Annotated in this window: 27 protein-coding genes; 18 read left to right on the top strand and 9 right to left on the bottom strand. The window is 63.4% G+C overall.

What is annotated here, in order from left to right:
• Positions 1-28: 28 nt before the first annotated feature.
• Both FQU74_RS14150 and FQU74_RS14145 read right to left on the bottom strand, forming a co-directional pair.
• Complete coding sequence (locus FQU74_RS14150; RefSeq protein ID WP_158635597.1) at positions 29-682, bottom strand: flagellar hook capping FlgD N-terminal domain-containing protein; 654 nt, start codon at positions 680-682, stop codon at positions 29-31.
• An 11-nt stretch (positions 683-693) separates the two neighbouring features.
• The gene (locus FQU74_RS14145; protein ID WP_158635596.1) at positions 694-1,845 is read right to left on the bottom strand and encodes a flagellar hook-length control protein FliK; all 1,152 of its coding nucleotides are present in this window, start codon (positions 1,843-1,845) and stop codon (positions 694-696) included.
• Between the two features lie 95 nt (positions 1,846-1,940).
• Here FQU74_RS14145 and FQU74_RS14140 point away from each other — a divergent pair, with 95 nt between their 5' ends.
• From FQU74_RS14140 to FQU74_RS14115, 6 genes are all read left to right on the top strand, one after another.
• The gene (locus FQU74_RS14140; protein ID WP_229704403.1) at positions 1,941-2,234 is read left to right on the top strand and encodes a rod-binding protein; all 294 of its coding nucleotides are present in this window, start codon (positions 1,941-1,943) and stop codon (positions 2,232-2,234) included.
• The gene (locus tag FQU74_RS14135) at positions 2,224-2,556 is read left to right on the top strand and encodes a hypothetical protein (protein WP_146287115.1); all 333 of its coding nucleotides are present in this window, start codon (positions 2,224-2,226) and stop codon (positions 2,554-2,556) included. The genes FQU74_RS14140 and FQU74_RS14135 overlap by 11 nt, the downstream gene beginning before the upstream one ends.
• A 202-nt stretch (positions 2,557-2,758) precedes the next feature.
• Positions 2,759-4,039, top strand: coding sequence for a flagellin (locus FQU74_RS14130; RefSeq protein ID WP_146287114.1), 1,281 nt, complete (start codon positions 2,759-2,761; stop codon positions 4,037-4,039).
• 70 nt (positions 4,040-4,109) lie between these two features.
• Positions 4,110-4,487, top strand: coding sequence for a flagellar biosynthesis regulator FlaF (gene flaF / locus FQU74_RS14125; RefSeq protein ID WP_146287113.1), 378 nt, complete (start codon positions 4,110-4,112; stop codon positions 4,485-4,487).
• A complete protein-coding gene (flbT, locus tag FQU74_RS14120; RefSeq protein ID WP_146287112.1) occupies positions 4,484-4,888 on the top strand; it encodes a flagellar biosynthesis repressor FlbT in 405 nt (134 codons plus the stop codon). Before flaF ends, flbT begins: the two co-directional genes overlap by 4 nt.
• On the top strand, positions 4,885-5,691 hold the full coding sequence (locus FQU74_RS14115) for a DUF1217 domain-containing protein (protein ID WP_146287111.1): 807 nt from the start codon (positions 4,885-4,887) through the stop codon (positions 5,689-5,691). The genes flbT and FQU74_RS14115 overlap by 4 nt, the downstream gene beginning before the upstream one ends.
• A gap of 15 nt (positions 5,692-5,706) precedes the next feature.
• On the opposite strand, the gene mnmH is transcribed toward FQU74_RS14115, so the two are convergent.
• Positions 5,707-6,753 carry a tRNA 2-selenouridine(34) synthase MnmH gene (gene mnmH / locus FQU74_RS14110; protein ID WP_146287110.1) on the bottom strand — a complete coding sequence of 349 codons (1,047 nt, stop codon included), beginning with the start codon at positions 6,751-6,753 and terminating at the stop codon, positions 5,707-5,709.
• Positions 6,754-6,930: 177 nt separating this feature from the next.
• Here mnmH and FQU74_RS14105 point away from each other — a divergent pair, with 177 nt between their 5' ends.
• Genes FQU74_RS14105 through FQU74_RS14090 form a run of 4 tightly spaced genes read left to right on the top strand, consistent with a single transcriptional unit; the run spans position 6,931 to position 9,372 of the window.
• A complete protein-coding gene (locus FQU74_RS14105) occupies positions 6,931-7,239 on the top strand; it encodes a BufA1 family periplasmic bufferin-type metallophore (protein ID WP_170246245.1) in 309 nt (102 codons plus the stop codon).
• A 51-nt stretch (positions 7,240-7,290) separates the two neighbouring features.
• Positions 7,291-8,157 (top strand): MNIO family bufferin maturase, encoded by an 867-nt coding sequence (gene bufB, locus FQU74_RS14100; RefSeq protein WP_229704402.1) that lies wholly within the window; start codon positions 7,291-7,293, stop codon positions 8,155-8,157.
• A complete protein-coding gene (locus tag FQU74_RS14095) occupies positions 8,141-8,923 on the top strand; it encodes an HvfC/BufC N-terminal domain-containing protein (protein WP_158635595.1) in 783 nt (260 codons plus the stop codon). Before bufB ends, FQU74_RS14095 begins: the two co-directional genes overlap by 17 nt.
• A complete protein-coding gene (locus FQU74_RS14090; protein WP_146287108.1) occupies positions 8,899-9,372 on the top strand; it encodes a DoxX family protein in 474 nt (157 codons plus the stop codon). Before FQU74_RS14095 ends, FQU74_RS14090 begins: the two co-directional genes overlap by 25 nt.
• A 60-nt stretch (positions 9,373-9,432) precedes the next feature.
• On the opposite strand, the gene FQU74_RS14085 is transcribed toward FQU74_RS14090, so the two are convergent.
• Together FQU74_RS14085 and FQU74_RS14080 are read right to left on the bottom strand one after the other, a co-directional pair.
• Complete coding sequence (locus FQU74_RS14085) at positions 9,433-10,668, bottom strand: L-rhamnose isomerase (protein ID WP_146287107.1); 1,236 nt, start codon at positions 10,666-10,668, stop codon at positions 9,433-9,435.
• An 11-nt stretch (positions 10,669-10,679) separates the two neighbouring features.
• Entirely contained in the window at positions 10,680-12,782 is a 2,103-nt protein-coding gene (locus FQU74_RS14080) for a bifunctional rhamnulose-1-phosphate aldolase/short-chain dehydrogenase (RefSeq protein WP_146287106.1), read from the bottom strand.
• A 183-nt stretch (positions 12,783-12,965) separates the two neighbouring features.
• Here FQU74_RS14080 and FQU74_RS14075 point away from each other — a divergent pair, with 183 nt between their 5' ends.
• The 8 genes from FQU74_RS14075 (at position 12,966) to FQU74_RS14040 (ending at position 21,234) form a co-directional block, all read left to right on the top strand.
• On the top strand, positions 12,966-13,775 hold the full coding sequence (locus tag FQU74_RS14075; protein ID WP_146287105.1) for a DeoR/GlpR family DNA-binding transcription regulator: 810 nt from the start codon (positions 12,966-12,968) through the stop codon (positions 13,773-13,775).
• Between the two features lie 53 nt (positions 13,776-13,828).
• Positions 13,829-14,821 (top strand): rhamnose ABC transporter substrate-binding protein, encoded by a 993-nt coding sequence (gene rhaS / locus FQU74_RS14070; protein WP_146287104.1) that lies wholly within the window; start codon positions 13,829-13,831, stop codon positions 14,819-14,821.
• 70 nt (positions 14,822-14,891) lie between these two features.
• Entirely contained in the window at positions 14,892-16,412 is a 1,521-nt protein-coding gene (locus FQU74_RS14065; RefSeq protein WP_146287103.1) for a sugar ABC transporter ATP-binding protein, read from the top strand.
• Positions 16,413-16,416: 4 nt separating this feature from the next.
• The gene (locus FQU74_RS14060; RefSeq protein ID WP_146287185.1) at positions 16,417-17,391 is read left to right on the top strand and encodes an ABC transporter permease; all 975 of its coding nucleotides are present in this window, start codon (positions 16,417-16,419) and stop codon (positions 17,389-17,391) included.
• Positions 17,388-18,416 (top strand): ABC transporter permease, encoded by a 1,029-nt coding sequence (locus tag FQU74_RS14055; protein WP_146287102.1) that lies wholly within the window; start codon positions 17,388-17,390, stop codon positions 18,414-18,416. The genes FQU74_RS14060 and FQU74_RS14055 overlap by 4 nt, the downstream gene beginning before the upstream one ends.
• A complete protein-coding gene (locus FQU74_RS14050; protein ID WP_146287101.1) occupies positions 18,416-18,730 on the top strand; it encodes an L-rhamnose mutarotase in 315 nt (104 codons plus the stop codon). The genes FQU74_RS14055 and FQU74_RS14050 overlap by 1 nt, the downstream gene beginning before the upstream one ends.
• Positions 18,727-20,079, top strand: a complete 1,353-nt coding sequence (locus FQU74_RS14045) for an FGGY-family carbohydrate kinase (protein ID WP_146287100.1) — start codon at positions 18,727-18,729, stop codon at positions 20,077-20,079. The genes FQU74_RS14050 and FQU74_RS14045 overlap by 4 nt, the downstream gene beginning before the upstream one ends.
• Positions 20,080-20,088: 9 nt before the next feature.
• The gene (locus FQU74_RS14040; protein ID WP_146287099.1) at positions 20,089-21,234 is read left to right on the top strand and encodes an alpha-hydroxy acid oxidase; all 1,146 of its coding nucleotides are present in this window, start codon (positions 20,089-20,091) and stop codon (positions 21,232-21,234) included.
• Positions 21,235-21,241: 7 nt separating this feature from the next.
• On the opposite strand, the gene fliP is transcribed toward FQU74_RS14040, so the two are convergent.
• The 4 genes from fliP to fliF are packed head-to-tail and all read right to left on the bottom strand — an operon-like array spanning position 21,242 to position 24,406.
• Complete coding sequence (gene fliP, locus FQU74_RS14035) at positions 21,242-21,964, bottom strand: flagellar type III secretion system pore protein FliP (protein WP_146287098.1); 723 nt, start codon at positions 21,962-21,964, stop codon at positions 21,242-21,244.
• Positions 21,964-22,233, bottom strand: coding sequence for a FliM/FliN family flagellar motor switch protein (locus tag FQU74_RS14030; RefSeq protein ID WP_146287097.1), 270 nt, complete (start codon positions 22,231-22,233; stop codon positions 21,964-21,966). Before FQU74_RS14030 ends, fliP begins: the two co-directional genes overlap by 1 nt.
• Positions 22,221-22,820 carry a FliH/SctL family protein gene (locus tag FQU74_RS14025; RefSeq protein ID WP_146287096.1) on the bottom strand — a complete coding sequence of 200 codons (600 nt, stop codon included), beginning with the start codon at positions 22,818-22,820 and terminating at the stop codon, positions 22,221-22,223. The genes FQU74_RS14030 and FQU74_RS14025 overlap by 13 nt, the downstream gene beginning before the upstream one ends.
• Positions 22,817-24,406 carry a flagellar basal-body MS-ring/collar protein FliF gene (gene fliF / locus FQU74_RS14020; protein WP_146287095.1) on the bottom strand — a complete coding sequence of 530 codons (1,590 nt, stop codon included), beginning with the start codon at positions 24,404-24,406 and terminating at the stop codon, positions 22,817-22,819. Before fliF ends, FQU74_RS14025 begins: the two co-directional genes overlap by 4 nt.
• Between the last annotated feature and the right edge of the window lie 54 nt (positions 24,407-24,460).

Here is a 24,460-nt window from a genome sequence, read left to right as displayed (position 1 = left end):
GGCAAGCGTGAATGCGACACCCGATAGGTCAGGCCCGAATTGCCGAAACTTCGGCCATCGGCACCTCGCGTCCGCCATCAAAGATGACCGTCAGATCGCCCGCCAGACCCTGCACTTCGGTGATCTGGCCGTAAAGCTGAACCGCGGTCGTGTCGAGTTGCGTGCCGTCGCGATAGTTCTCGACGGTCAGATCATAAAGCCCGTCCGGCAGGGCGCCCCCAGTCATGTCGGACGGGGTCCAGTGATAGCTCTCGGCGTCAACGGGCAGGTCAATCCGGTTGACCACCATTCCATCCTCGTCCGTGACGACAAGGACAGCCCGGTCCGCCCCATCTGCGATCTGCGGCAGGATCGGAATCGGCGTTCCCCCTTCGACAAGCGCCGGCATCACCGCGCGCGCCTCGCTTCCGACCCAGGACGCCGCCTGCGCAAGGCCAAGTGCGCCGATCTGCATGTTCAGTGCCGAGAGTTGGCTGTTGGTCAGAGTCTGCTGCTCGACCGCAGAGAAGCTGGCGAGTTGCGACAGGAACTGTGTGCTGTCCATCGGCGACAGGGGATCCTGTTCCTGCATCTGCGTGGTCATCAGGCGCAGGAAGGTCTGGAAATCCGACGTCAGTGAACTGGAGCCGGTGGTGCCGCTGGCGGTGGTCTGGGTGGCGCTGGATGCGCTGCTGATCTGCATGTGCTGTCCCTTCAAACTCGGATGCATAGGCCCGTGTCGCCTGCCGGGATCGGCGCCGATTGCAACGTCGATGTCACCGGGCCCGGAGGCATCTCTTCCAGTGCATCCATAATCGCAGCTTCCGCAGCAGACCGGTTCGTGTGGGACGGGTCACGCCCCATATCAAAGCTCATCTGCGCATCGCCGATTCCGGCCGCGCGCAACTCTGCCAGCAACTGATCCGAATTGCGGCGCATCAGATCAAGCGTATCGGGCCGCTCGGCCGTGATTCGCACGACCAGCGAATCTTCGTTGCCCTGAAGAACGATGGAGACCGCGCCCAGTTCCGCCGGATCAAGGCGAAGTTCGATCTGCCGGTCCGTTACCTGCCCCGACGCGACATCGAGGGAATGGGTTACGACGGGAGCGGGCAGTGCAGATTGCACAGCGCGCCGGATCTGCGAGGCAACGGGCGGTGGCGCGGATCGGTCGACCCCTTCAGCCCGCACCGCAAGAATGGCACCGCTCGATGGCGCCGACGCTTCGGTCGGGGCAGGCCTGGCATCATCGGGCATCCCGAAGGACGCGACCTCGGAGCTTTCTGCCGTCTCAACCGATCCGTCAGAGCGTGCAGCACCCCCACCGGCAAGCGCCGCACCCGATTCTTGCGGCATGAACGCCAGATGCCGACCCTCAAACAATATGCGCCCGGCGGACTCGGCGCGCTCTGCGGTCTGCGGGGGCAGGTGCCGGGCGCGGACCTCGGCCAAGGCATCTTTCGGCGTATTGAGGGCAGAATCAGGTATAGCTACCTTTTCTGATGAGTGTGGATCAGCGGCGATCCCGACCAGTTCCGGCTCGGCCGCTGTAGCCCCAGGCACGGCAGAAGTCAGGGACACAGACGGCGCACCCGGCATTGTACCGGGCTTGCCCGGTACCTCTGCCATCATCGCGTCACCGGAATCGGGCAACTGGGCTGGCGGCGGCATAAGCAGGATCTGCGCTGCGACCAGCGGCGGGCATGTCTCGGCAGATAGAGGTTCGGTCGCCTCATCCTCTTCAACCGCCTCGCCCTCAAGCGGCAGAAGTGCCGCAAAGGTGCCATCGCCCAACAGGGCAGGCGCGGCTACAGGCTTGGGCAAGATGGCGGCCATGGCATCAAGGGCGGGAATCATCGGCGGCATGCTCCGGTCAGCGATACCGGCAGTCTCGGATGAATGAGTTACCGAGTGTTTACCCACCTGCAGCCAGACTGCCGAAATCAGCCATGGAGACGCAGATGATGATCCCGACCAGCCTTCCGGCCCCCACGACCACACAGGCCACAGCCGACCAGCGCGAATCCCGGATGCGTCACAAGGCGCAAGAGCTGGAGGCGGCATTTCTCGCCGAGATGCTGGCCCATGCCGGCGTCGCCGAGGCGCAGGGCGCGATGACCGGCGGGATCGGGGAAGAGCAGTTCGCATCGTTCCTGCGGCGCGAACAGGCGAACGCTATCGCCCAGCACGGCGGCCTGGGTCTTGCAGAGTCAATTTTCGAGGCGATGAAGGGGGCAGAGGGCAATGAAAACTGACGGCGCGCGCGCAATCGCAGGGCTGCTTGATGATCTGCACAAGGCGCTGCTGACCGGTGACCTGACAAGGCTGGAAACCATCGAAGCCCGGCTGGCAGAAGTGACCCCCACCGCAACCCTGACAACGGCGGATCGACGCAGGCTTGCCTCGCGCGCGGAAGACATACGCCCGTTGCTGCAGGCAAGCGGACGCGGATTGCGCAGCGCCAAGCGTCGCCTGGCCGAGATCGAGCGCGTTCTGGCGGGGCAGAGTTTCTATGATCGCCGCGGCAGACTGGGCGCCACGATGGCGCAAGGTCAGATCCTCGCAAAGCGTTTCTGATCTGTCTCAAATGCCACGCATCTGGATGGCGCTGCCGCTTGTGCCTTAGCGATCTGTTAGCGGTTGGCGGGCATCAATCGAAGGGCATCCCGACCGGGTTGGCGCGGAACCGAACAGACGCTCCGCAGGGCGAGAAAGCCGCAACAGCCACAAGGCAGAGATCGCCGCAGGCATGCCCTCGGCGCATTGAAAGGAACATGAAATGTCGTCCATTCTCACCAACACCAGCGCGATGGTCGCCCTGCAAACGCTGAAGGGCATCAACAGCGGCCTGAACAAGGTCCAGAGCGAAATCTCCACTGGAAAGACCGTGGCCACTGCCAAGGACAACGCCGCCGTCTGGGCGATCTCCAAGGTCATGGAATCGGATGTTCAAGGCTTTGACGCGATCGGAGACAGCCTCGATCTTGGCTCATCGACCGTGTCGGTGGCCCGTCAGGCATCCGAGTCGGTGACCTCGCTGCTGACGAACATGAAGAAGACCATCATCTCGGCACAAGAGCAGAACGTCGACCGCGCCAAGCTGCAGACCGAAATCGAATCGATGACCAAGCAGATCAAGTCGGTCGTCGGCGCGGCGCAATACAACGGCCTCAATCTGGTGAACGGCACCACAGCCAATACCAACGTCAACGGTGAAACCGGGGTGAACGTGCTTGCCTCGCTGGATCGCGACAGCGATGGCACGGTGACGGCGAGCTATATCGGTGTCGATGCACAGAACCTTTCAACCGAACAGGGCGTCACGCTGACGGGCACTATTGGCGCAACGCTGGATGGTGCGAACCCCAGCATCGGCGCCCTCGCGCTGACGGCATCGGGTGGCGCGAACGATGCGATCACCCTGACAGGTCTGGCCCTTCAGGGAGGTGGCACGGCGCTTGCCAGCACCGATGCGGCAGCCGATCCGGCGCTGAACACCGGCCTGATCGAAGGCGATACCATGCGTCTGCGCATTGGCACGGTCGAGGGCACCTACTCGGTGAAGGCTGGCGACACCGAAGATGCGATCCTGGCGGGGCTCAAGAACTCGCTGACCTCCAACGGGCTCGATTCGTCGAAGTTCTCGCTGGATATTGGAACGGCAGGGGAACTGACCGTGACCAATCTGTCGAACGAGACGAATCATGGGGTTGAATTCACGGCAACCCGTGGCGCCGGCGCATTGTCAGGGCTTGAGACGATGAACGTGACGAGTGACGCGGGTGCTGCGGCGGCGCTCGCCTCGGTCGAGACGATGATCCAGGCGGCGACCGATGCCTCCTCGGCCTTCGGTTCGGTCGAGACGCGGCTTGAGACCCAATCGGACTTTGTCTCGAAGATGTCGGATGCGCTGACCACCGGCATTGGTTCCATGGTCGATGCCGACATGGAAGAGGCATCGGCACGGCTGCAGGCCCTGCAGACCCAGCAACAGTTGGGTGTTCAGGCTCTGTCGATCGCCAACCAGGCGCCGCAGAACATCATGTCGCTGTTCCGCTGAGCACGCTGGCCCGTGGCGTGATCGCGCGCCACGGGCACCCCACGAACCTCAGCTTTCAGGGGACTGACCCATGACCACGAACCTTTCCGCGCGCGCCGCCTATGACGGGGCGACATCTCGCGAACGGTCCGCGCGCCAGGTCGAATACGAGGTGTTTGCCCGCGTGACGCGCCAGATGAAACAGGCGAATGCCGCGCCTGCAGATGACATGCCGGGCTTCGCTCGCGCCGTGCATGACAACATGCGTCTCTGGCGGGTCTTGTCGGCAGATGTCTCGCGCCCGGGAAATGGCCTGCCAAGCGAGTTGCGGGCGCGTCTTACTTACCTCGGCGAGTTCACGCGCCTGCACAGCCACAAGGCCTTGAAGGGCGCAGCCGACCTCTCGGCGCTGATCGACATCAACACGGCCATCATGCGCGGCCTGCGTGGTGAGGGGGCAAGGCAATGACGGGCCTCGTTCTCAAACTCGGGCCACATGAGCGTGTCCTGATCAATGGCGCGGTGATCGAGAACGGCGAGAGGCGGTCGCGCCTGTCGATCAAAAGTCCCAATGCCAACATCCTGCGCCTGCGTGATGCGATCCACCCGGAAGAGGTCAATACCCCGGTCCGGCGCGTCTGCTACATCGCACAGCTTGTTCTATCCGGAGATGCCGTCCCTGCCGAAGCGCGGCTGCAACTTCTGCGCGGCATCGAACAACTAAGCCAGGTTCTGACCGACTCCGACAGCCGCGCCTGTCTGGCCGAAGCCACGAGGGCCGTGCTCGACGACCAGCATTATCAGGTGCTGAAATCGCTGCGCGGACTGCTGCCGCGTGAAGAACGCCTGATGGCTGCGCATCCGACATGACCTACAGCGTTTCCCTTCCACTTTCAGGCTACTCCGGGTGGACCTTCCTGAAGCGCACGCAAGATCGGCAGATGGCGGTTCTTGCGAAAGACCCGCAAGTCAGTCGAGACGAGACTTACTTCCGGTCCCGCATTCAGGGCGCAACAACGGCCGAAGCTCTGGTAAAGGACAAGCGCCTGCTGCGCGTCGCCCTGCGCGCCTTTGGGCTGGAGGGTGACGTGGGCAAGACCTACTTCATAACAAAGGTACTCTCCGAAGGCACCGATGCCGCCACCGATCTTGCAAACAAACTGTCGGACAAGCGCTATGCGCAATTGACCGACGCCTTCGGTTTCGCAGACGGAACACCCGCAACCACAGACGAGGGCTTCGCTGACCGCATTCTGCAACGCTATCGTGAACAGACGTTCGAAAAAGCTGTTGGTGATGTCAATTCATCGTACCGGACCGCACTTTTTGCCGAGTCGCAACTGCCGAACATGGCGACGAGCACCAGTAGCGAAAGGACCAAATGGTATTCGGTGATCGGGTCGACTGCGCTGATCGAGGTCTTTCAGACCGCTTTTGGCCTTTCGTCCTCTTTCGGGGCGCTTGATGTGGATCTGCAGGTGGACATGCTGCAGCGAAAATCGCGCCAGTTGCTGGGAAGCGGTTCGGTCGGCCAGTTCTCTGACCCGGCAAAGGTGGAGAAGCTGATCAAGCTCTACCTTATCAAGAACCAGATCGCCGAGGGTGTCACGACCACCAGCACAGCAGTTTCGCTGCTGCAAAACGCAAGCTCTGGCTTTCAGTCCCGCTATTGAGGGTCGGGGCCCCGATCAAGTCTCACCCACCATCGCGGTCAGTTGATCGGCGACATCTGCGATAGCCGCCGGGCTCAGGCTATCGACCGGCAGTTCGTTACGCGGGACCTGCGTCCTTGCACGATGCTTGGCATAGCGCGGATCATAGTGCGCCTGCATCAGTCCCTCGGCCAGTTCAACAAAGTTGCCCCGTTCGGCCAGCCTGATCCAGTCGGCGATCCGCTCGGCTGGATGATACGGACGCAACCGCGCGATGACGCCGATCAACCGGGCTGGCTCGGCGACGAGATCGGTGTAGGTCCGCGCAAGATAGGCGGCACGCTCGGCGCGCGGCGCCACAACTTCGATCCGTGGCGCCGCGCACATGGCCCGCCACAGAACAGGCGGAATGCGGCACTCGCCGATCTTTGAGCTTTCCGCCTCGACCACCACCGGGCGTGCGGGATCGAGGGCGGCAAGTGCATGTGCCAAGCGACCCTCGAACATGCGCTGCGACGGCTGTGCGCCCTTCGCCCCGAACAAGGATCCACGATGGCCTGCCATCGCCTCAAGGTCGATGACCTGCACATTTCGCTGACGCAGGTGGGCCAGAAGCTCCGTCTTGGCCGATCCGGTATTGCCATCCAGTACGCGCAGAGGCGCGCGGATCGGCGCCTCGCCCAGTTCGCGCAAGACGAGCGCGCGCCACGCCTTGTAGCCCCCTGCGATGGTTTCAACCCGCCAGCCGATCTGCGAGAGGATCGAGGCGAAAGAGCCTGACCGTTGTCCGCCCCGCCAGCAGTAGACCAGCGGCCGCCAGCCGCCCGGCTTGTCGGCCAGAGCCCCTTCAAGATGCGCTGCCGCATTGCGCGCCACCAATGCCGCACCGACCTTGCGTGCCGTGAAGGGGGCAACCTGCTTGTAGATCGTCCCGACGCGCGCACGTTCGGCATCATCCAGAACCGGCAGGCTGATCGCACCGGGCAGGTGGTCCTCTGCATATTCTGTCGGGGCGCGGACATCGATGATGTCATCGAATCCGTGCCGGGCGAGGTCAGTCAAGCATGTCAGCGTTATGGCCATGCTTTAGCGATAGACCAATCCGGGCTGCGCGAACAGTGTCGGCCCGGTTTGGCCGCCGTCGGGCGAACCACCCCCAAGGAACACGAAATCGTGAGCGGCGTAACGTCGGCGGCTAAAGGGGCGAATGGACAGCCGTGGCCCGATGGAAGGACCACCTGGTCTGACATGGAGAACGACATGACCCTTATGAAATCGACCCTTGGCCTTGGCGCATCGCTTGCTTGCGCATTGACACTGGCGGCTGCAACCACCGCCAGCGCCGAAGGCGAAATGGAAAAGTGCTACGGCGTGGCGCTTGCCGGCCAGAACGACTGCGCGGCAGGCCCGGGAACGACCTGCGCCGGTACATCCAAGGTGGACTATCAGGGCAACGCCTGGAAGCTGGTTCCGGCGGGCACCTGCGCAACGATGGAACTGCCCGCAGCCAGCGATGGCATGGCACGCGCCGGCTCTCTGGAACCCCTGATGCGCGACATGGCCTCCTGATCACAGCCCGGCGAGGCGGGTCAGCCTGCCTCGCCGTAGCCACGCTGACAAATGGGTGACACGATGCAAGGCCTGCCAAACCGCGCTGGACTGGGCTTCAAGCCCGAGCATTTCGCGGCAATCCGTCAAAGTGCTGCGTCCGTCGGTTTCTTCGAGGTGCACGCCGAGAACTACATGGGCGCCGGTGGCCTGCCGCATGCACAGCTTGCCGCGCTGCGCGCTGACTACGCCTTGTCGCTGCATGGCGTAGGTCTGTCCATCGGCGGTCCTGGGCGACTGAACCGCAATCACTTGATGCGCCTGCGTACCCTTTGCGACCGCTATGAGCCCGAGAGCTTTTCCGAACATCTGGCCTGGTCCAGCCATGGTGCCGACTATCTGAACGACCTGCTGCCGCTGCCCTATACCGAAGAGACCCTGGCCATCGTCTGCGACCATGTCGATGAGGTGCAAGAGGTTCTGGGCCGACGCATGCTGCTGGAAAACCCTTCAACCTATGTGCTGTTCGAACAGTCGACGATCCCCGAAGTTGATTTCCTGACCGAAGTCGCCCGGCGTTCTGGCTGCGGTCTGCTGCTCGATGTGAACAATGTGTTCGTTTCGGCCACCAACCATCGCATGGATGCCCGCGCCTATCTGGCGGCATTTCCGCTGGAGATGGTCGGAGAGGTCCATCTTGGCGGCCATGACGCCGAGGAACTGCCGTCGGGGCCGCTTCTGATCGACGCGCATGGCACCCCGGTGGCAGAGCCGGTCTGGGTACTTTATGCCGAGGCCATTGCGCGCGGCGGTCCGCGCCCCACCCTGATCGAATGGGACAATGATCTGCCCGAATGGCCGGTTCTTCTGGCCGAGGCACATCGCGCGCAGTCGATGCTCGATCATCAGGGGGGAACAGCGCTTGCACGCGCATCGTGAATTCATCGCGGCCTTTGACGCCAGCCTGAAGGGCGCCACTTTGCCGCCCGGCGTGACCGCTTGCGCACCGGACGAGACCGAACGTCGTTTTGCCGTCTATCGCAACAATGTCGCAAGCAGCCTGACCGAGGCTCTGGCCCGGCGGTATCCCGTGATCCAGCGCCTCGTCGGGGCAGAGTTCTTTGCCGCCATGGCGCGGCTCTATGCCGAGGCCAAACGGCCCCGCTCGCCGGTTCTTCTGGAATGGGGCGACAGCTTTCCGGACTTTCTGGCAGGCTTCCCCCCGCTGCAGACCTATCCCTACATGGCCGATGTGGCGGCGATCGAGTTTGCCCGCGGCGTCGCCTTTCATGCCGCCGACGCCCCACCGGCGGCGCCCGAGGTCTTTGCCAGCGCCGACCCGTCGCGGCTGCGCCTGCGGCTGCACCCGTCGGTACAGGTGCTGCGCCTGACCAGCCCGGCCGTCTCGATCTGGACGCTCAACCAGCCCGGCAGCGCGCCTGCACCGCTGACCCAGACACAGCCCGAGATTGCGCTCATCCTGCGCGACCGGGCCTTCAACGTGCCGGTTTTCGCAATCTCGGCCGGAGACGCCGCACTGATCGAGCAGCTTGGCCAGGGGGCGACCCTCATGGCCGCTGCCGAGATGGCGCATTGGGCCGAGCCGCAACATGACCCCCAACCCCTTGTCCTGCGGCTGATCCAGTCCGGGGCAATCCTCGATGCAATGGAGACCCCGGAATGCGCGCCCAAATCCGCACTCTGAATGCGCTGTTCGACCGTATTCCGTGGAATGTCGCGGCACTGGCGCTGCGCGTTTTCCCGGCGATTGTCTTCCTGCAATCCGGCAGAACCAAGGTCGAGGGGCTGTTCTCCATCAAGGAGTCGACCTGGTTTCTGTTTGAGCATGAATATGCCCTCCCGATCCTCCCGTCGAACCTCGCGGCGGTTCTCGCCACCACGGCGGAGCATCTGCTGCCCGCGCTGATGATCATCGGGCTGGGCACGCGATTTGCCGCACTTGGCCTTTTGGGGATGACCGCGGTGATCCAGATCTTCGTCTATCCCGATGCCTGGATCACCCATGGCCTTTGGGCTGCGGCGCTCTTTGCCCTGATCGCGGGCGGACCGGGGGCTTGGTCTCTAGACCGGCTTCTGGGGCTTGATGTCGGGGCAGAGGGGTCCGGCGCCGCTGCAAACCGGGCTGCCAGATAGAGCGCAAACGCAGGCCCGGTTGCGCCGGTGACGCGCCCTGACACGGGCGCGTCACTGCGATTACCGCCCGCTGACGCTGGCCTGATAGGCATCCAGGTCCGAGAGCAGCGCGGCACCCGTTGGCATATTGGCGCGGGCGCAGACCTCGGCCCAGACGGCAGCAAAGGGCAGGTCCTTGGCCTCTTCGGTCAGAACCAGACGCGTAGTGTAATCAAGCGCGGCTTCAGCCGATTTGAGCCTGTCCTGCGGCAGAAGCAATGCGCGCAGAAGCGCCTTTTGCATGTTGCGCACGCCCAGAACCCAGGCAGCCGTCCGGCTGATCGTGGCATCGAAGAAATCGAGCCCGATACTGGTGCGCGCCAGAAGATCAGCAAAGACCAGCTCCTGCGCCATTGCCAGCAGATCGTCATTCAGCAGCACCACGTGATCGCTGTCCCACCGCATCGGTCGGCTGACATGCAGCAGCATGTGATCCACCGACAGGGCCACCGCGCTCAGCTTGTCGGCCACGCTTTCGGTCGGGTGAAAATGCCCCATGTCAAGGCAGAGCGCCGTTCCACGACGAATGGCATAGCCCATGTAGAACTCGTGGCTGCCGACGGTCATGGCCTCAACCCCGATACCGAACAGCTTCGATTCCACCGCATCGATGATCTGGGTCTTTGGCAGATCCCCGGCCAACATGGCATCGAGCGAGGCTTCGAGCCTGCGCCGCGCAGCCATACGGTCAACCGGGATGTCCTTCGATCCGTCAGGCACCCAGATGTTGTTCACCGCAGGACTGCCAAGCTCGGCCCCCATGCGGGCTGCGATCTCGCGACAGCGGCGACCATGCTCGATCCAGAAGGCACGGATGCCCGCATCGGGGTGCGAGAGCGTCAGGTTGTCGTCGGCCTTGGCATGGGCAAAGAAGGTCGGGTTGAAATCAAGTCCCAGCCCCTGTTCCTTCGCCCAGTCAACCCAAGTGGCAAAGTGACGGTACTCGATGGCGTCACGGTCAGGCGTCTCATCGGTATCAAGGTAAAAGGCGTGCAGGTTCAGACGGTGCATGCCGGGGATGAGGCTATAGGCGAACTCAAGATCCGCGCGCAGCTCGGCGGCATTGCGCGCGCGACCGGGGTAGTTGCCCGTCGCCTGAATGCCGCCCCCCGAGGCGCCTGTCTTGCGTTCAAACCCGCCGACATCATCGCCCTGCCAGCAATGAACCGAGATCGGGATGGAAAGCAGCGTCTTGATCGCGGCCTCGGTATCGACGCCCCAATCGGCAAAGGCAGCGCGCGCGGAATCATAGGTCATGCTCGCCATCCTTATCGCGTGAACGCCTGAACATTGCCGGCATCGACATTGAGAATGTTGCCGGTCGATTTGCCCGCAAGTTCAGAGGCAAAGAAATAGGCCGCCTCGGCGATATCCTCGGGCAGGACCGACCGCTTCAGCATCGAACGCTGGCGATACATCTCTTCCAGCCCCTCCTTGTCGGTCTTGTAGGTCGAGGCGCGCTGATCCAGCCATTCGCCCGACCAGATCTTTGATCCGCGCAGCACGGCATCGGGGTTCACCACGTTGACGCGGATTCCAGCCTCGGCGCCCTCCAGCGCGAGGCACCGCGCCAGATGGATCTCGGCGGCCTTGGCCGTGCAATAGGCGCTGGCATTGGGGCTGGCGGCGAGCCCGTTCTTCGAGGCGACAAACACCACCGATCCGCCGATGCCTTGCGTGCGGAAGGTCTTGAACGCCTCGCGGCTGACCAGAAAATAGCCGGTCGAGAGGATGTCCATGTTCTTGTTCCAAAGCGCGAGCGTGGTCTCCTCGACGGGTGCCGAGGATGCGATGCCCGCGTTCGAGACAAGGATATCCACGCCGCCAAACTCGACCGCAGCATCGGCATAGGCGCCAATCACCTGCACTTCGTCCGTGACATTCATCTGCACCGCGCGAACCTGATCGGCGCCAAAGACCTTGGCCATACCGGCTGCAACATCAGAGGCCGCCTTGCCATCGATATCGGCCAGAACAACGCAGGCCCCCTCTTTCAGGAAACGTTCGGCCGTCGCTGATCCGATGCCACCTGCACCCCCCGTCACCAGCGCCACCCGCCCGGCAAGGCTTTTCGGCTTGGGCATCCGTTGCAGCTTGGCCTCTTCCAGAAGCCAGTACTCGATGTCAAAGGCCTCCTGCTCGGGCAGGCCCTGATAGGTCGAGATACCTGATGCGCCGCGCATCACGTTGATCGCATTCACATAGAACTCACCCGAAATGCGCGCCGTCGCCTTGTCGAGCGCGAAGGTGATCATGCCCACGCCGGGAACCAGCCAGACCACCGCATTCGGGTCGCGCAGCGCGGGCGAGTCGGATTTCTTGCAGCGGTCGTAATAGGCGGCATAGTCGGCGCGATACGCCTCGGCCGCGGCGGAGAGACCGGCAAGGGTTGCATCCAGATCCGGATTTTCCGGGTCGAAATCGACGACCAGCGGGCGGATCTTGGTGCGCAAGAAGTGATCGGGGCAAGACGTGCCAAGCGGCGCCAGATCTTGCAGCATTTGTGAACCCACGAACTCCAGCACGGCAGGCTGGTCGTCAAAATGGCCCACTTTGTGCCGATCCTGCGAGATCAGCCCGCGAATCGCCGGCATAAGGCGGGCGGCGACGGCACGGCGCTGATCCGCCGGCAGGGTCGGCAGCTTCTGGCCACCGAACGCAGGCTTGCCCGCAGTTCTGGCTTCCAGCCAGGCGGCCGCCTTGTTGATGATGTCGAGCGTGGTCAGGTAGCAGTCCTTGGCGTCATCCGCCCAGGTGAAAAGCCCATGGCTTTCAAGCACCGCGCCCCGCATCTGGGGGTTCTCGGTCGCAAGCTTCTCAAGCCAGAGGCCCAGCTCGTAGCCCGGCTTCTTCCACGGCAGCCAGCCGATCTCGTCGCCAAACAACTCTGCCGTCAGTTCGCGAGAATTGACCGAAGCAGCAATCGCGATGATCGAATCCGAGTGGACGTGATCGACATGTTTCTTCGGCACATAGGCATGCAGCGGCGTATCGATGGAGGCGGCGCGCGGGTTCAGGTTGAAGGTGCAGTGCGGCAGATAGCCGACCATCTCATCCTCGAAGGCAACGCCCCGGTACTTGCCCTTCAGTGCGCGCAGCTTGTCCATGTAAAGCGTTGAAAATCCGTCCATCTTCATGGAACCGATGTCCCCGCCGGAGCCTTTGACCCACAGCACCTCGACCATAGCGCCGGTCAGGGGATCGCGCTCCATCACCTTGGCCGAGGTATTGCCGCCGCCATAGTTCGTCACGCGCTTGTCCGACCCTAGAAGATTCGAGCGATAGAGCAGCTTTTCCGATTCGCTCATCGACGCAGCCGTCGCGTCATCCCAAAGGTTTTCAAGCCGGTTGGCGGCGGGGGTCGTGGTCATCCTGTCCTCCATCTGCGCGGGACATTCGCCGCGCCTCCGGGGAAGAACATGCCAGTGTCTGACCGAAAGTCAATCATATTCGATCAGATTCAATCATTATGCAGATGCAGAATGAAGTTCTGCGATTGAAAATGATTGACAATGATCGAATCGCGCACCACTCTCGGCTGCAGGGAGGAACCGATGCACGAAAGCGAACGCCACAGGATCATTCTGTCCGCAGTTCAGGAACGGCCCGTCGTCACGGTGCCTGATCTGTGCCAGCTGACAGGCGCATCGGAAGCCACGATCCGGCGCGATATCGCGCAGCTTCACATGCAGAAAAAGCTGCGCCGCGTGCGTGGTGGCGCCGAAGCCATTGCTCCACCTTCGTTCGTCGGCATCAACGCGCGGCCATTCTCGGTACAGGAAACCATCCATTCCGCCGAAAAGCGCGCGATTGCCCGCGCGGCGGTCGATCTTTGTGCCGATGGCGATGCGATCATCATCAACGGGGGCACGACGACCTTTCAGATGGTCCACCCGCTGACCGCCAAGCGGCTGCAGGTCTTCACCAACAGCTTTCCCATTGCGGAACACCTTCTGAAGCATTCCAAGAACACCGTGCTCTTGCCGGCAGGGGCGATCTACCGCGAGCAGAACATCATCCTGTCGCCCTTTGACGAGGATGGCAGCCGGCATTTCTATGCCCGCCGCATGTTCATGGGATGTCGTGGACTTGGCCCGCTTGGATTGATGGAGGGAGACCCGCTTCTGATCCAGGCCGAGCAGAAGCTGATCGGACAGGCGGATGAGTTGATCGTGCTGGCCGACAGTTCCAAGTTTGCACAGCGATCAAGCCTGCTTCTGTGCCCCTTGGCCCGCATCCATACCGTTATCACCGACGACCGCATCGACGACCGTGCCGCCCAGATGCTGGAGGCGGCAGAGGTGCGGCTGATCGTGGCCGAGGTTCCGGCCTCGGACCGAACGCTTCGCGCCCAGCAGGACTGACGCGACCGAACACAGCCCCGGCGAAACCGGGTAACGCTCAGGGAGGAGACCACATGAGCATTCTGAAGAAGGCACTGACCACGGCGGCACTGGCAACCGTGCTGATGGCGACCGGCGCCCATGCCGAGACCAAGCGCATCGCGCTGGTCGTGAAGGCACTCGGGATCGGCTTCTTTGAAGCCGCAGCCAAGGGCGCCGAAGAGGCCGCCAAGGAGCTTGGCGATGTCGAGATCATCTACACCGGTCCGACCGATACCACCGCAGAAGGCCAGATCGAGGTCATCAACAGCCTGATCGCGCAGAAGGTGGATGCGATTGCGGTTTCGGCCAACGACACCGACGCGCTGGTGCCCACGCTGAAAAAAGCAATGGACCGCGGCATCACCGTCATCAGCTGGGATTCGGGCGTAGCCCCCGATGGCCGCCTGATGCACCTTAACCCCTCGTCCTCGGCGCTGATCGGTAACACCATCGTCAAGCTTGCGGCAGACCATCTGCCCGATGGCGGCGATGTGGCGATCCTCTCGGCCACCACCACCTCGACCAACCAGAACGTCTGGATCGAAGAGGCCAAGAAGGTGCTGCCGAACTATCCGGGCATCAACATTGTCGCGACCGTTTACGGCGATGACCTGGCCGACAAGTCCTATCGCGAAACCCAGGGCCTGCTGCAGACCTATCCCGACCTGAAGGCGATCATCGCGCCCACCTCGGTCGGTATCGTGGCTGCGGCACAGGCGGTGACCGATGCAGGCAAGATCGGATCGGTCAATGTGACCGGCCTTGGCCTGCCCTCGGAAATGGCGGGCCATGTGAAGTCGGGCGCATCCAAGTCGTTTGCGATCTGGAACCCGATCGATCTGGGCTATGCCGCGACCATGATCGCCTACAACCTGTCGAACGGCACTGCAAAGGCCGAAGCTGGTGCCGAGATCCCGATGGGCCGCATGGGCACGGTGAAGCTTGACGACAACAAGGAAGGCGCCATGGCGGACCCCTTCACCTACGACGCCTCGAACATCGATCAGTTCTCGTCGATCTTCTGATCTGACGGTCTGACCCATGGCCCGGCCAGCTCCCGGCCGGGCCAATCCCCTTATTGCAGGGCCAATCCCAATGCAGTCGCAATCCGCCCCCGGCACCGCCCCGGTGCTGTGCCTTCGTGGCATCTCGAAATCCTTTCCAGGCGTGCGTGCATTGAATGGCGTGCAGCTTGACCTCTACCCCGGACAGGTCACCGCCCTGATCGGCGAAAATGGCGCGGGCAAGTCCACAATCGTCAAGATCCTGACCGGCATCTACCAGCCCGACGACGGCACGATTGAAGTCGACGGGAAAGAGACACAGTTCCCGACAGCACAGGCGGCGGGCGCAGCGGGCGTCACGGCCATCCATCAGGAGACTGTGCTCTTTGACGAGATGACGGTCGCCGAGAACATCTTCATCGGCCATGCGCCACGGGGTCGTTTCGGCCTGATCGATACCCGCCGGATGGAGGCCGAGGCGCAGCGCCTGCTCTCCTCCATCGGTGCCGAGCTTGATCCGAAGGTGCGGCTGCGTGATCTGGGCATCGCTTCCAAGCACCTGGTCGCCATCGCCCGCGCGCTATCAATCGACGCGCGCGTCGTGATCATGGACGAACCCACCGCCGCGCTGAGCCACAAAGAGATAAACGAGCTTTACGAGCTGGTCGACAAACTGCGCCAGCAGGGCAAGGCGATCCTGTTCATCTCGCACAAGTTCGACGAGATCTTTCGCATCGCCGATCGCTGGACCGTGTTCCGCGACGGCCAGTTCGTGGGCGAAGGCCGCATGGCTGACGTGACCGAGGCGCGGCTGGTGCAGATGATGGTGGGCCGCGCGGTCGATCAGATCTATCCCAAACGCCCGGCCACGATTGGCGAGCCGGTGCTGACCGTATCGGGCTACAGCCACCCGACCGAATTCGAGGATATCGGCTTTACCCTGCACCGAGGCGAGATTCTGGGCTTCTACGGCCTTGTGGGCGCCGGGCGTTCCGAGGTGATGCAGGCGCTTTTCGGCATCACGAAGCCATCAAAAGGCGCCTGCCGCATTGAGGGCAGCGTGCGGGTCATCCGCTCCACCGCCGAGGCGGTCGATGCAGGCATCGTCTATGTGCCCGAGGATCGCGGCAAGCAGGGTGCGGTCAAGGGCCTGCCCATCTTCCAGAACGTCACCCTGCCCTCACTGGGACGCACCAGCCGCGCAGGCTTTCTGCAGCTGGCCGAAGAATTCGCGCTGGCTCGCGAATACACCCGGCGGCTCGACCTCAGGGCTGCAAGCCTCGATCAGGACGTGGCGCTTCTGTCGGGCGGCAACCAGCAAAAGGTGGTGATCGCCAAATGGCTGGCCACGCGCCCCCGCGTCATCATTCTGGACGAGCCAACCAAGGGCATCGACATCGGATCGAAAGCGGCCGTGCATGACTTCATGTCCGAACTTGCCGCGCAGGGCCTTGCCGTCATCATGGTCAGCTCGGAAATTCCCGAGGTTCTGGGCATGTCGGACCGCGTCATCGTCATGCGTGAAGGCCGGATCGCCGCCGAGTTCACCGGTGATGCAATGACGCCGGAAAACCTTGTGCGCGCAGCCGTCGGCATCGAGGAGGCCGCCTGAGATGATGACCACCTTCCTGAAATCGCGCGAGGCCATTCTGGCGCTGGCCATCCTTGCGCTGCTGGCGGTGATCGCCTTCCGCTTTCCGGGCTTTGTTGCCCCGGCCAATCTGGCGAATGTGCTGACCGACACCTCGCCACTGATCATTCTGGCGCTTGGCCAGATGGCGGTGATCCTGACCAAGTGCATCGACCTGTCGGTCGCAGCGAACCTCGCGCTTTGCGGGATGATCGCCGCGATCCTGAACGGGATCGGCGTGCCGCTGCCCCTGATCCTGATTGCGGTGGTCGCTCTTGGGGCGGGCCTTGGCGCGGTGAACGGGCTTCTGGTGTGGAAGCTCAACATCCCCTCGATCGTGGTCACGCTGGGCACAATGACGATCTATCGCGGCATCATCTTCGTTCTGACCGATGGCAAATGGATCAACGCGCATCAGATGAGCGAGGGATTCAAGGCCTTTCCGCGCGCCGTGATCCTTGGCCTGCCGGTCATGGCCTGGATCGCGGTCGGCGTGGTTCTGGGCTTTGCGCTCTTTGTAAACCGCACGGCGCCGGGCCGCGCGCTGTTTGCCGTGGGGGGCAACCCCCATGCGGCGGTCTATACCGGGATTTCGGTGGGCCGGACGCAGTTCATGGCCTTTGTCCTTTCAGGCGCCTTGGCAGGGCTGACCGGCTATCTGTGGGTTGCGCGCTATGCCGTGGCCTATGTCGATATCGCAGGCGGGTTCGAGCTTGATGTCGTGGCGGCCTGCGTGATCGGGGGCATCGCCATCGCAGGCGGCGCGGGCTCGGTCGCGGGGGCCGTCATGGGGGCGCTCTTCCTTGGCATCGTCAAGAACGCGCTTCCGGTCGTGGGCATCTCTCCCTTCTGGCAGATGGCCATTTCGGGCTCGGCCATCCTGATCGCCATTGCGTTCAACGCCCGTGGCCAGGGGCCGAAGGGCCGCATCATCCTGAAACAAGCGGAGCACCGGGCATGACCGCCACGACCGAAGACCAAGCGGGCCAGGACCAAGCGGGTAAAACCGGCGCGGGACGCCATATCCCTGACCGTCTGACCTCTCCTGCCGCCCGCGCGCTGAAAAGCTGGGAGATGTTGCTCTTTGTCGTGGCAGTCGCGATCTTCATCGCCAACTCCATCGCCTCTCCCTACTTCCTCGATCCGTGGAATCTGTCGGACGCCAGCTTCAACTTTACCGAGAAAGCGATGATCGCCTTTGCCATGGCGATGCTGATCATCGCGGGTGAGATCGATCTGTCGGTGGCCTCTATCATCGCGCTCGCCTCCACCGTGATGGGCCTTGCCATGACAGCGGGCGCCCCGGTCTGGATGCTGGTGGTGCTGGGACTTGGCACGGGGCTCGTCTGCGGCGCGATCAATGGCGCGCTGGTTGCCGGGCTGGGCCTGCCCTCGATCGTCGTGACCATCGGAACCATGAGCCTCTTTCGTGGGATCAGCTATATCGTTCTGGGCGACGGGGCCTACACTGGCTACCCCGAGGCCTTCGGCTGGTTCGGGCAGGGCTATGTCTGGTGGGTGTTCAGCGTCGAGCTGGCGCTGTTTGTCATCGCGGCCATCGTCTTCGGCATCCTGCTGCATCGCACCAACTTTGGCCGCATGGTCTATGTCATCGGCAATAACGCGACCGCCGCGCGTTTTTCGGGCGTCCGGGTGGAGCGGATCCGCTTCATCCTGTTCCTGCTGACCGGGCTGATGAGCGGCATCGCGGCGGTCTGCCTCACCTCGCGCCTCGGATCGACCCGGCCCTCCATCGCCACAGGGTTCGAGCTTGAGGTCGTGACGATGGTCGTTCTGGGCGGTGTGAACATCCTTGGTGGATCGGGATCGATCCCCGGCGTCGTCATCGCGGCGCTGGTCATGGGACTCGTCACCTTTGGCTTGGGGCTTCTGAACGTGCCGGGGATCGTCATGTCGATTATCGTGGGTGCCCTGCTGATCGGGGTGATCGCCCTGCCCCGGCTATGGGCGATGTGGAGGAAATGATGGAGAAGTACGCCTTCCGCATGACGCTGAAACCCGGCATGGCCGAGGAATACCGCCGCCGCCATGATGCGATCTGGCCCGAACTGGTCGCGCTGCTGCACGAGGCCGGGGTGCGTGACTATTCGATCCATCTGGACCCTGAAACCAACGCGCTGTTCGGCGTGCTCTGGCGGCCAGAGGATCATGGCATGGCCGATCTGCCGACCCATCCGGTCATGCAGAAATGGTGGGCGCATATGGCCGATATCATGGCGACACACCCTGACAACGAACCCGTCGCCGTGCCGCTGGTTCCGATGTTCCATCTGCCATGAAGCACGTCGCCGTCATCGATATCGGCAAGACCAATGCCAAACTGGCACTGGTCGAGGATGGCTCGCTGCAGGAAATCGCGGTCGTCACGCGGCCGAACACCGTGCTGGCGGGGCCGCCCTATCCGCATTTCGACCTTGAAGGGCATTGGGATTTCCTGATCCGCAATCTGGCTGCGTTTCATGCCCAGCATGGCGTGGATGCGATCTCGGTCACCACCCACGGTGCCTCAGCAGTGCTGCTGGATGCAAAAGGTGCGCTTGCCACTCCGATGCTCGACTACGAACACGGCGGCCCGGACGATCTGGCCCAGGACTACGATGCCCTCCGGCCCGCCTTTGCCCAGACAGGTTCGGCCCGCCTGCCACACGGTCTCAACCTTGGCGCTCAATTGCATTGGCTGCTTGAAACCCAGGCAGGACTGAGCGATCGCCTCGCCCATGTTCTGACCTATCCCCAGTACTGGGGCTGGCGGCTGACCGGGCAGATGGCCTGCGATGTCTGTTCGCTGGGCTGCCACACCGATCTGTGGGACCCATGGCGTGCGCAGTTTTCGGATCTGGCTGACCGGCTCGGCATCGCCGGAAAGATTGCGCCACCGCAACGCCCTGACGCGGTGTTAGGCCATCTTTTACCCGATCTCGCTGCGGCCACAGGCCTGTCGCCCGATACGCCAGTAACGGTCGGTATCCACGATTCCAATGCCTCGCTCTATCCACATGTTCTGGGGCGCGACGGGGCGTTCTCGGTTGTCTCGACCGGGACATGGGTGGTCGCAATGGCGGTCGGGGGCGAAACCCCGGCGCTGGACCCCACCCGCGACGTGCTGGTCAATGTGAATGCACTCGGGGCGCCCGTGCCATCGGCCCGCTTCATGGGCGGGCGCGAGTTCGAGGTGATCAGGGCCGGATCGACCGTGCAACCCGACGACAGCGACCGCCACATGGTGCTGGACCGCGACATCGCCCTTCTGCCGACTGTAGAGCCCGGATCAGGCCCGTTTCCCACCCACCAGATGCGCTGGACTGCAGAACCCGGGACTGACGGCGCGCGATTGGTGGCTCTGTCCTGGTATCTGGCCCTGATGACGCATACCTGCCTTGGCCTGATCGGCGCACGCGGTCCGGTGATCGTCGAGGGCCCCTTTGCCCGGAACCTCGACTACCTTGACATGCTGTCGAGCCTGTGGCCGGAAGGGATAGAGATCGCAACCTCGGCCACAGGGACCTCGGTTGGCGCAGCACTTCTCAGCCTCGGGGCCGTTACTGCGCCCGCAACCCGTGCTGTCCGACGCCCCGACACGGCACAAGTCCTGACAGCCTATGCCAAACGCTGGCAGCAGAGAACCTGAAAGACCGCCATGCGCCTGACAGATTGCCACAACTTTCACGACTTCCGCCGTCTGGCGCAGCGCCGCCTGCCCGGCCCGATCTTCAACTATATCGACGGCGGCGCCGACGACGAGGTGACGCTGCGCCGGAACACCGCAGCCTTCGAGGCCGTGGACCTGATCCCGAATGTGCTGCGGGGCGTCAGTGACGTGGACCTTTCGGTGACCGTCATGGGGCAGAAGCTGGCATTGCCGGTCTACCTTTCTCCTACCGCATTGCAGCGGCTGTTCCATCATCAGGGCGAACGCGCAACCGCCGCCGCGGCCGAACGGTTTGGCACGATGTTCGGGGTGTCATCGCTGGGCACCGTCTCGATGGAAGAACTGGCGCAGAAGCACCGCACCCCGCAGGTCTATCAGTTCTACTTCCACAAGGATCGCGGGCTGAACCGCGCCATGATGCAGAAGGCCAAGAACAGTGGCATCAAGGTGATGATGCTGACCGTCGACAGCATCACCGGCGGCAATCGCGAACGCGATCTGCGAACCGGATTTTCCATTCCCTTCCGGCTGACATTGGGCGGGATGATGCAGTTCGCCATGAAGCCCATGTGGGGCATCAACTACGTCACGCACGAGAAGTTCAGCCTGCCGCAGCTCGATGCCCATATCGACATGAAGGGCGACAGCCTGACCATCGGGCGCTACTTCACCGAGATGCTGGACCCGGCGATGAGCTGGGACGACGTGGCGCAGATGGTTGCCGAATGGGGCGGCCAGTTCTGTTTGAAGGGCGTGATCAGCGCCGATGATGCACGGCGTGCAGCCGACATCGGCTGTACCGGGATCGTGCTCTCAAACCACGGGGGTCGCCAGCTTGACGGGTCGCGCACCGGGTTCGAGGCTCTGGATGAGGTCGTTCAGGCCGTGGGCGACCGGATCGACATCATGATCGACGGGGGCATCCAGCGGGGCACCCATGTTCTCAAGGCGCTGTCGCTGGGCGCAAAGGCTGTCGGTCTGGGGCGGTTCTACCTGTTCCCGCTGGCTGCGGCCGGGCAGGCCGGGGTCGAACGCGCGCTGGCCTTGATGCAGGCCGAGCTTCAGCGTGACATGCGGTTGATGGGCGCACGCTCGGTCGCCGATCTGGGTCGGGCCAATCTGCGCCTGCGATAAGCTGCGTTCAACCGGTGTAACCGCGCACCAGTGCGGCAGTGACCAGCGCCCAGCCATCGGCCACCACGAAGAACGCGAGCTTCACCGGCAATGAGACGATTGCCGGTGGCACCATCATCATGCCCATCGACATGAGGATCGCCGAAACCACCATGTCGATCACCAGAAATGGCAGGTAGATCAGAAAGCCCACCTCAAAGGCGCGCTGGATCTCGGACAGCATGAAGGAGGGCACGAGGAGCGACAGGGGGGCGTCAACCGCTGCGCCCTCAAATCCGGGGCGGAGGTCCAGAAGGGCTGCAAAGGTATCGGGATCGAGCCGGGCCGCGAGAAAGACGCGGACGGGCTGCATCGCGAGTGGAAACGCCTGCTGCAACTCCATCTCGCCACGGCTGAACGGGCCGATCCCGGCCTGCCAGGCCTCTTGCAGCACCGGGTCCATGACAAACCAGGTCAGGAACATCGACAGACTGACGATCAGCATGTTGGGCGGCGCCTGCTGCAACCCGATGGCCTGACGCAGGATCGACAACACGGTCACGATGAAGGGAAAGCAGGTCACCATCACCGCGATGCCGGGCACGAGGCTCAGCACCGTGATCAGCCCGATCAACTGGACGGAACGCAGAGACAGCTCACTGTTGCCCGCGATCAGATCTGCCGGTCCTCCCTGCGCCCAAGCCGGCACAGCCACGGCCAGCAGCACCGCGCCCAGCAGAAGCTGCCGCATCAGAACTCTCCCCGGATCGGGGCAACTTCCAGCAAGCGCACGGCCAACTGTCCGGCGGGCTCTCCCTCAAGCTCCTGCAACTCGCCACGGGCAATCAGGCGGTCTCCGACATAAATCTCGACCGGGTCCTCGATCCGACGGTCGAGCGCCAGAACAGTGTCCTTTTGCAGCCGCATCAGATCACGCACCAGCGGCCGGGCCTTTCCGACAGAGATCGTGATTTCGATCGGCACAAGCGCGAAGGGGTGGGTTTCGGTCAGGTCGTCCATTGCCTGCTCCTGTTCGGGGAATTGAGACATGTCGCTATCGTCGACAGCAGCGCCTCGACCGCGCGCGGCATGTCGATCTCCAGCTCCTGATCCTCAAGCCGGATCAGCACTTGGCCGGCTGCCAGACTTGGCTCAAGCTCCAGCGTGATCACCTCGCCACGATCCTCGATCAGCGAGGCGACCGCCGGCTGGTCTTGCGGAGAGATGCGCAGGATGATCCGGCTATTGCCCATGCCCTCGGTCAGCGCGCCCAATTCGTCGGAAAGAACCGCCCCAAGGCTTTCCCGCGCAAGGCGCGGCAATAAGAGATGGCACAGTTCCAGCACAGCAGGCCCAAGCCCAGCAAGCACCTGTGCCCGAGCGGTTTCCAGCGTCAGGTCAAGAGCCGCGAGGTTCCGCGCCAGATCCGCTCGGATGGTTGTCTGCTCGTCGCCCAGCGTGCGGGCGGCATCCTCCCATCCGGCGGTATAGCCTTGTTCATAGGCGGCGAGCCGGCCCTGTTCTGCCGCATCTCCCTCGGCCTCGGCCTCCTCGATCGGGGCTGCTGCGGGGTCTACAAACTCTTCCAGGTTCAGAAGCGGCTTCATGCTGTCTCCTCACCCCGATCCAGCCAGCCGCGCAGAATCTCCAGCGACTCGGCCTGACGCTGGTCGATCATCCGGCGCAGGCGTTCGACCGGATCGTTGGGCAGCTCGGTCGCCTCGACATCGACAAGGCCGCTGCGCGTGCCATCGGCCGCATCCTCGATCTCACCCGTGACGACACGCGGGGCGACGGGGTTATCTTCCCAGCCAGCCCGACCTGAGCCTGCAATCGCCAATGGATCTGCCGCCGGCAGGACAGGCCTTGCGCGCGACATCAGTGCCGGACGCACCACAAAGGCCGCAAGCGCGATGGCCACAGCCGCAGCAAGCGCCATCTTGACGAGACCTGCGATATCCACTGCGCCAGCCGGGGCGACCGCCTCTGCGCCGGTTCCGAGGGACGGCACCGGCGAGAACGTCATGGATTTCAGCGTCAGCACATCGCCACGCGCCTCATCATATCCCACCGCCGATGCGACAAGCTGGCGAAGGTCATCCAGTTCCTCTGGCGTTCGCGGGGACGCGCCAGAGCCCTCTGCGGGCGGATTGTCGACCAGAACGGCTACGGTCATGCGGCGGATCGCGCCGGGCTCGCGCAGAAGCTCCCGGTGAACCTCGGACACTTCGAAGTTGACGCGTTCCCTGGTCTCGCTCGACCGGCTTTCAGTGCCCTGCCCGTTCTGCGCATCGCCATCGGGCAGGTTTGAGGCGACGGTGACATCAGCCGGTGCATCCGTCGACTGATCCGACTTTTCTTGCGAGTCGGTCGAGATTGCAACGCGGCCCTCAGGGTCTATGCGACGCTCGGAAATCTGCTCGCGGTCGGACACCAGATCGAGGCTGACCTCCACGACCGCGCGCCCATCGCCGACACGCGCGAAGAGCAGCCGCTCGGCCTTTTCCTTCAGCGCTTTGGCCCGATCCTGGGCGTCCTGCGGCAACGGACTGTCCTTGCCCTGGTCCGAGACAATCCCCGCGACCGGGTCGATTACGGTGACATCGCTGGCCGTCATACCGCCGACCGAGGCTGCGACCAGATGCTGGATCGCTTTGGCCTGCGACGAACCGATGGTCCCTGACGCCTGCGCAACCGTGATCGATGCGGTCGGCCGCCGGTCCCGCTGAAACGGGCCGTCCGGCGCTGCGGCGATATGAACGCGCGCCGAGCTGACCCCCGGCATCGCGAGAATGGTGCGCGCCAGCTCTCCCTCTTTCGCACGCAAGAGCGCCGCATCGAACATCTGGGAGGTGGTGCCAAACCCCGACATCGAATCGAGCAATTCATAGCCCTGTGGACCAGTTGCTGGCAGCCCTGCGGCCGCAAGATCGAGACGCAATCTGTCGCGCAGGGCGCGATCCACGAGGATCGATTCGCCCTGCACCTGATAGGGCACACCCCGTTGCTCCAGCGCGGCTACGACCTCTCCGGCCACGCGTGGATCGAGCCCGGCATACAGCAGGGCTGTCTCGCTCGCCCCGCCCATGCGGCCCAGCATCAGAACCGCGACGGCCATCGCCACCAGCGCCCCGACAAGTGCACCGCGGCGCGCATTGCTAAGACCCGACCAAATCGCGCTGATATTCCTCAAGGCACGTCTCCGACATCGACGGCTTCTGCCGCATCCGCCTTCTTGATCAGGGAT

Source organism: Gemmobacter aquaticus, from assembly GCF_007859075.1.
GTDB lineage: Bacteria > Pseudomonadota > Alphaproteobacteria > Rhodobacterales > Rhodobacteraceae > Gemmobacter > Gemmobacter aquaticus.
The sequence above is the reverse complement of the archived record's forward strand: the minus strand, read 5'-3'. Positions and strand labels throughout refer to the sequence as shown.

Excerpts from the sequence above, each read along its gene's own strand:
- FQU74_RS14150 (WP_158635597.1), bottom strand. The coding sequence starts at position 682 with ATGCAGATCAGCAGCGCATCCAGCGCCACCCAGACCACCGCCAGCGGC.
- FQU74_RS14145 (WP_158635596.1), bottom strand. The coding sequence starts at position 1,845 with ATGCCGCCGATGATTCCCGCCCTTGATGCCATGGCCGCCATCTTGCCC.
- FQU74_RS14140 (WP_229704403.1), top strand. The coding sequence starts at position 1,941 with ATGATGATCCCGACCAGCCTTCCGGCCCCCACGACCACACAGGCCACA.
- FQU74_RS14135 (WP_146287115.1), top strand. The coding sequence starts at position 2,224 with ATGAAAACTGACGGCGCGCGCGCAATCGCAGGGCTGCTTGATGATCTG.
- FQU74_RS14130 (WP_146287114.1), top strand. The coding sequence starts at position 2,759 with ATGTCGTCCATTCTCACCAACACCAGCGCGATGGTCGCCCTGCAAACG.
- flaF (WP_146287113.1), top strand. The coding sequence starts at position 4,110 with ATGACCACGAACCTTTCCGCGCGCGCCGCCTATGACGGGGCGACATCT.
- flbT (WP_146287112.1), top strand. The coding sequence starts at position 4,484 with ATGACGGGCCTCGTTCTCAAACTCGGGCCACATGAGCGTGTCCTGATC.
- FQU74_RS14115 (WP_146287111.1), top strand. The coding sequence starts at position 4,885 with ATGACCTACAGCGTTTCCCTTCCACTTTCAGGCTACTCCGGGTGGACC.
- mnmH (WP_146287110.1), bottom strand. The coding sequence starts at position 6,753 with ATGGCCATAACGCTGACATGCTTGACTGACCTCGCCCGGCACGGATTC.
- FQU74_RS14105 (WP_170246245.1), top strand. The coding sequence starts at position 6,931 with ATGACCCTTATGAAATCGACCCTTGGCCTTGGCGCATCGCTTGCTTGC.
- bufB (WP_229704402.1), top strand. The coding sequence starts at position 7,291 with ATGGGTGACACGATGCAAGGCCTGCCAAACCGCGCTGGACTGGGCTTC.
- FQU74_RS14090 (WP_146287108.1), top strand. The coding sequence starts at position 8,899 with ATGCGCGCCCAAATCCGCACTCTGAATGCGCTGTTCGACCGTATTCCG.
- FQU74_RS14085 (WP_146287107.1), bottom strand. The coding sequence starts at position 10,668 with ATGACCTATGATTCCGCGCGCGCTGCCTTTGCCGATTGGGGCGTCGAT.
- FQU74_RS14080 (WP_146287106.1), bottom strand. The coding sequence starts at position 12,782 with ATGACCACGACCCCCGCCGCCAACCGGCTTGAAAACCTTTGGGATGAC.
- FQU74_RS14075 (WP_146287105.1), top strand. The coding sequence starts at position 12,966 with ATGCACGAAAGCGAACGCCACAGGATCATTCTGTCCGCAGTTCAGGAA.
- rhaS (WP_146287104.1), top strand. The coding sequence starts at position 13,829 with ATGAGCATTCTGAAGAAGGCACTGACCACGGCGGCACTGGCAACCGTG.
- FQU74_RS14065 (WP_146287103.1), top strand. The coding sequence starts at position 14,892 with ATGCAGTCGCAATCCGCCCCCGGCACCGCCCCGGTGCTGTGCCTTCGT.
- FQU74_RS14060 (WP_146287185.1), top strand. The coding sequence starts at position 16,417 with ATGACCACCTTCCTGAAATCGCGCGAGGCCATTCTGGCGCTGGCCATC.
- FQU74_RS14055 (WP_146287102.1), top strand. The coding sequence starts at position 17,388 with ATGACCGCCACGACCGAAGACCAAGCGGGCCAGGACCAAGCGGGTAAA.
- FQU74_RS14050 (WP_146287101.1), top strand. The coding sequence starts at position 18,416 with ATGGAGAAGTACGCCTTCCGCATGACGCTGAAACCCGGCATGGCCGAG.
- FQU74_RS14045 (WP_146287100.1), top strand. The coding sequence starts at position 18,727 with ATGAAGCACGTCGCCGTCATCGATATCGGCAAGACCAATGCCAAACTG.
- FQU74_RS14040 (WP_146287099.1), top strand. The coding sequence starts at position 20,089 with ATGCGCCTGACAGATTGCCACAACTTTCACGACTTCCGCCGTCTGGCG.
- fliP (WP_146287098.1), bottom strand. The coding sequence starts at position 21,964 with ATGCGGCAGCTTCTGCTGGGCGCGGTGCTGCTGGCCGTGGCTGTGCCG.
- FQU74_RS14030 (WP_146287097.1), bottom strand. The coding sequence starts at position 22,233 with ATGGACGACCTGACCGAAACCCACCCCTTCGCGCTTGTGCCGATCGAA.
- FQU74_RS14025 (WP_146287096.1), bottom strand. The coding sequence starts at position 22,820 with ATGAAGCCGCTTCTGAACCTGGAAGAGTTTGTAGACCCCGCAGCAGCC.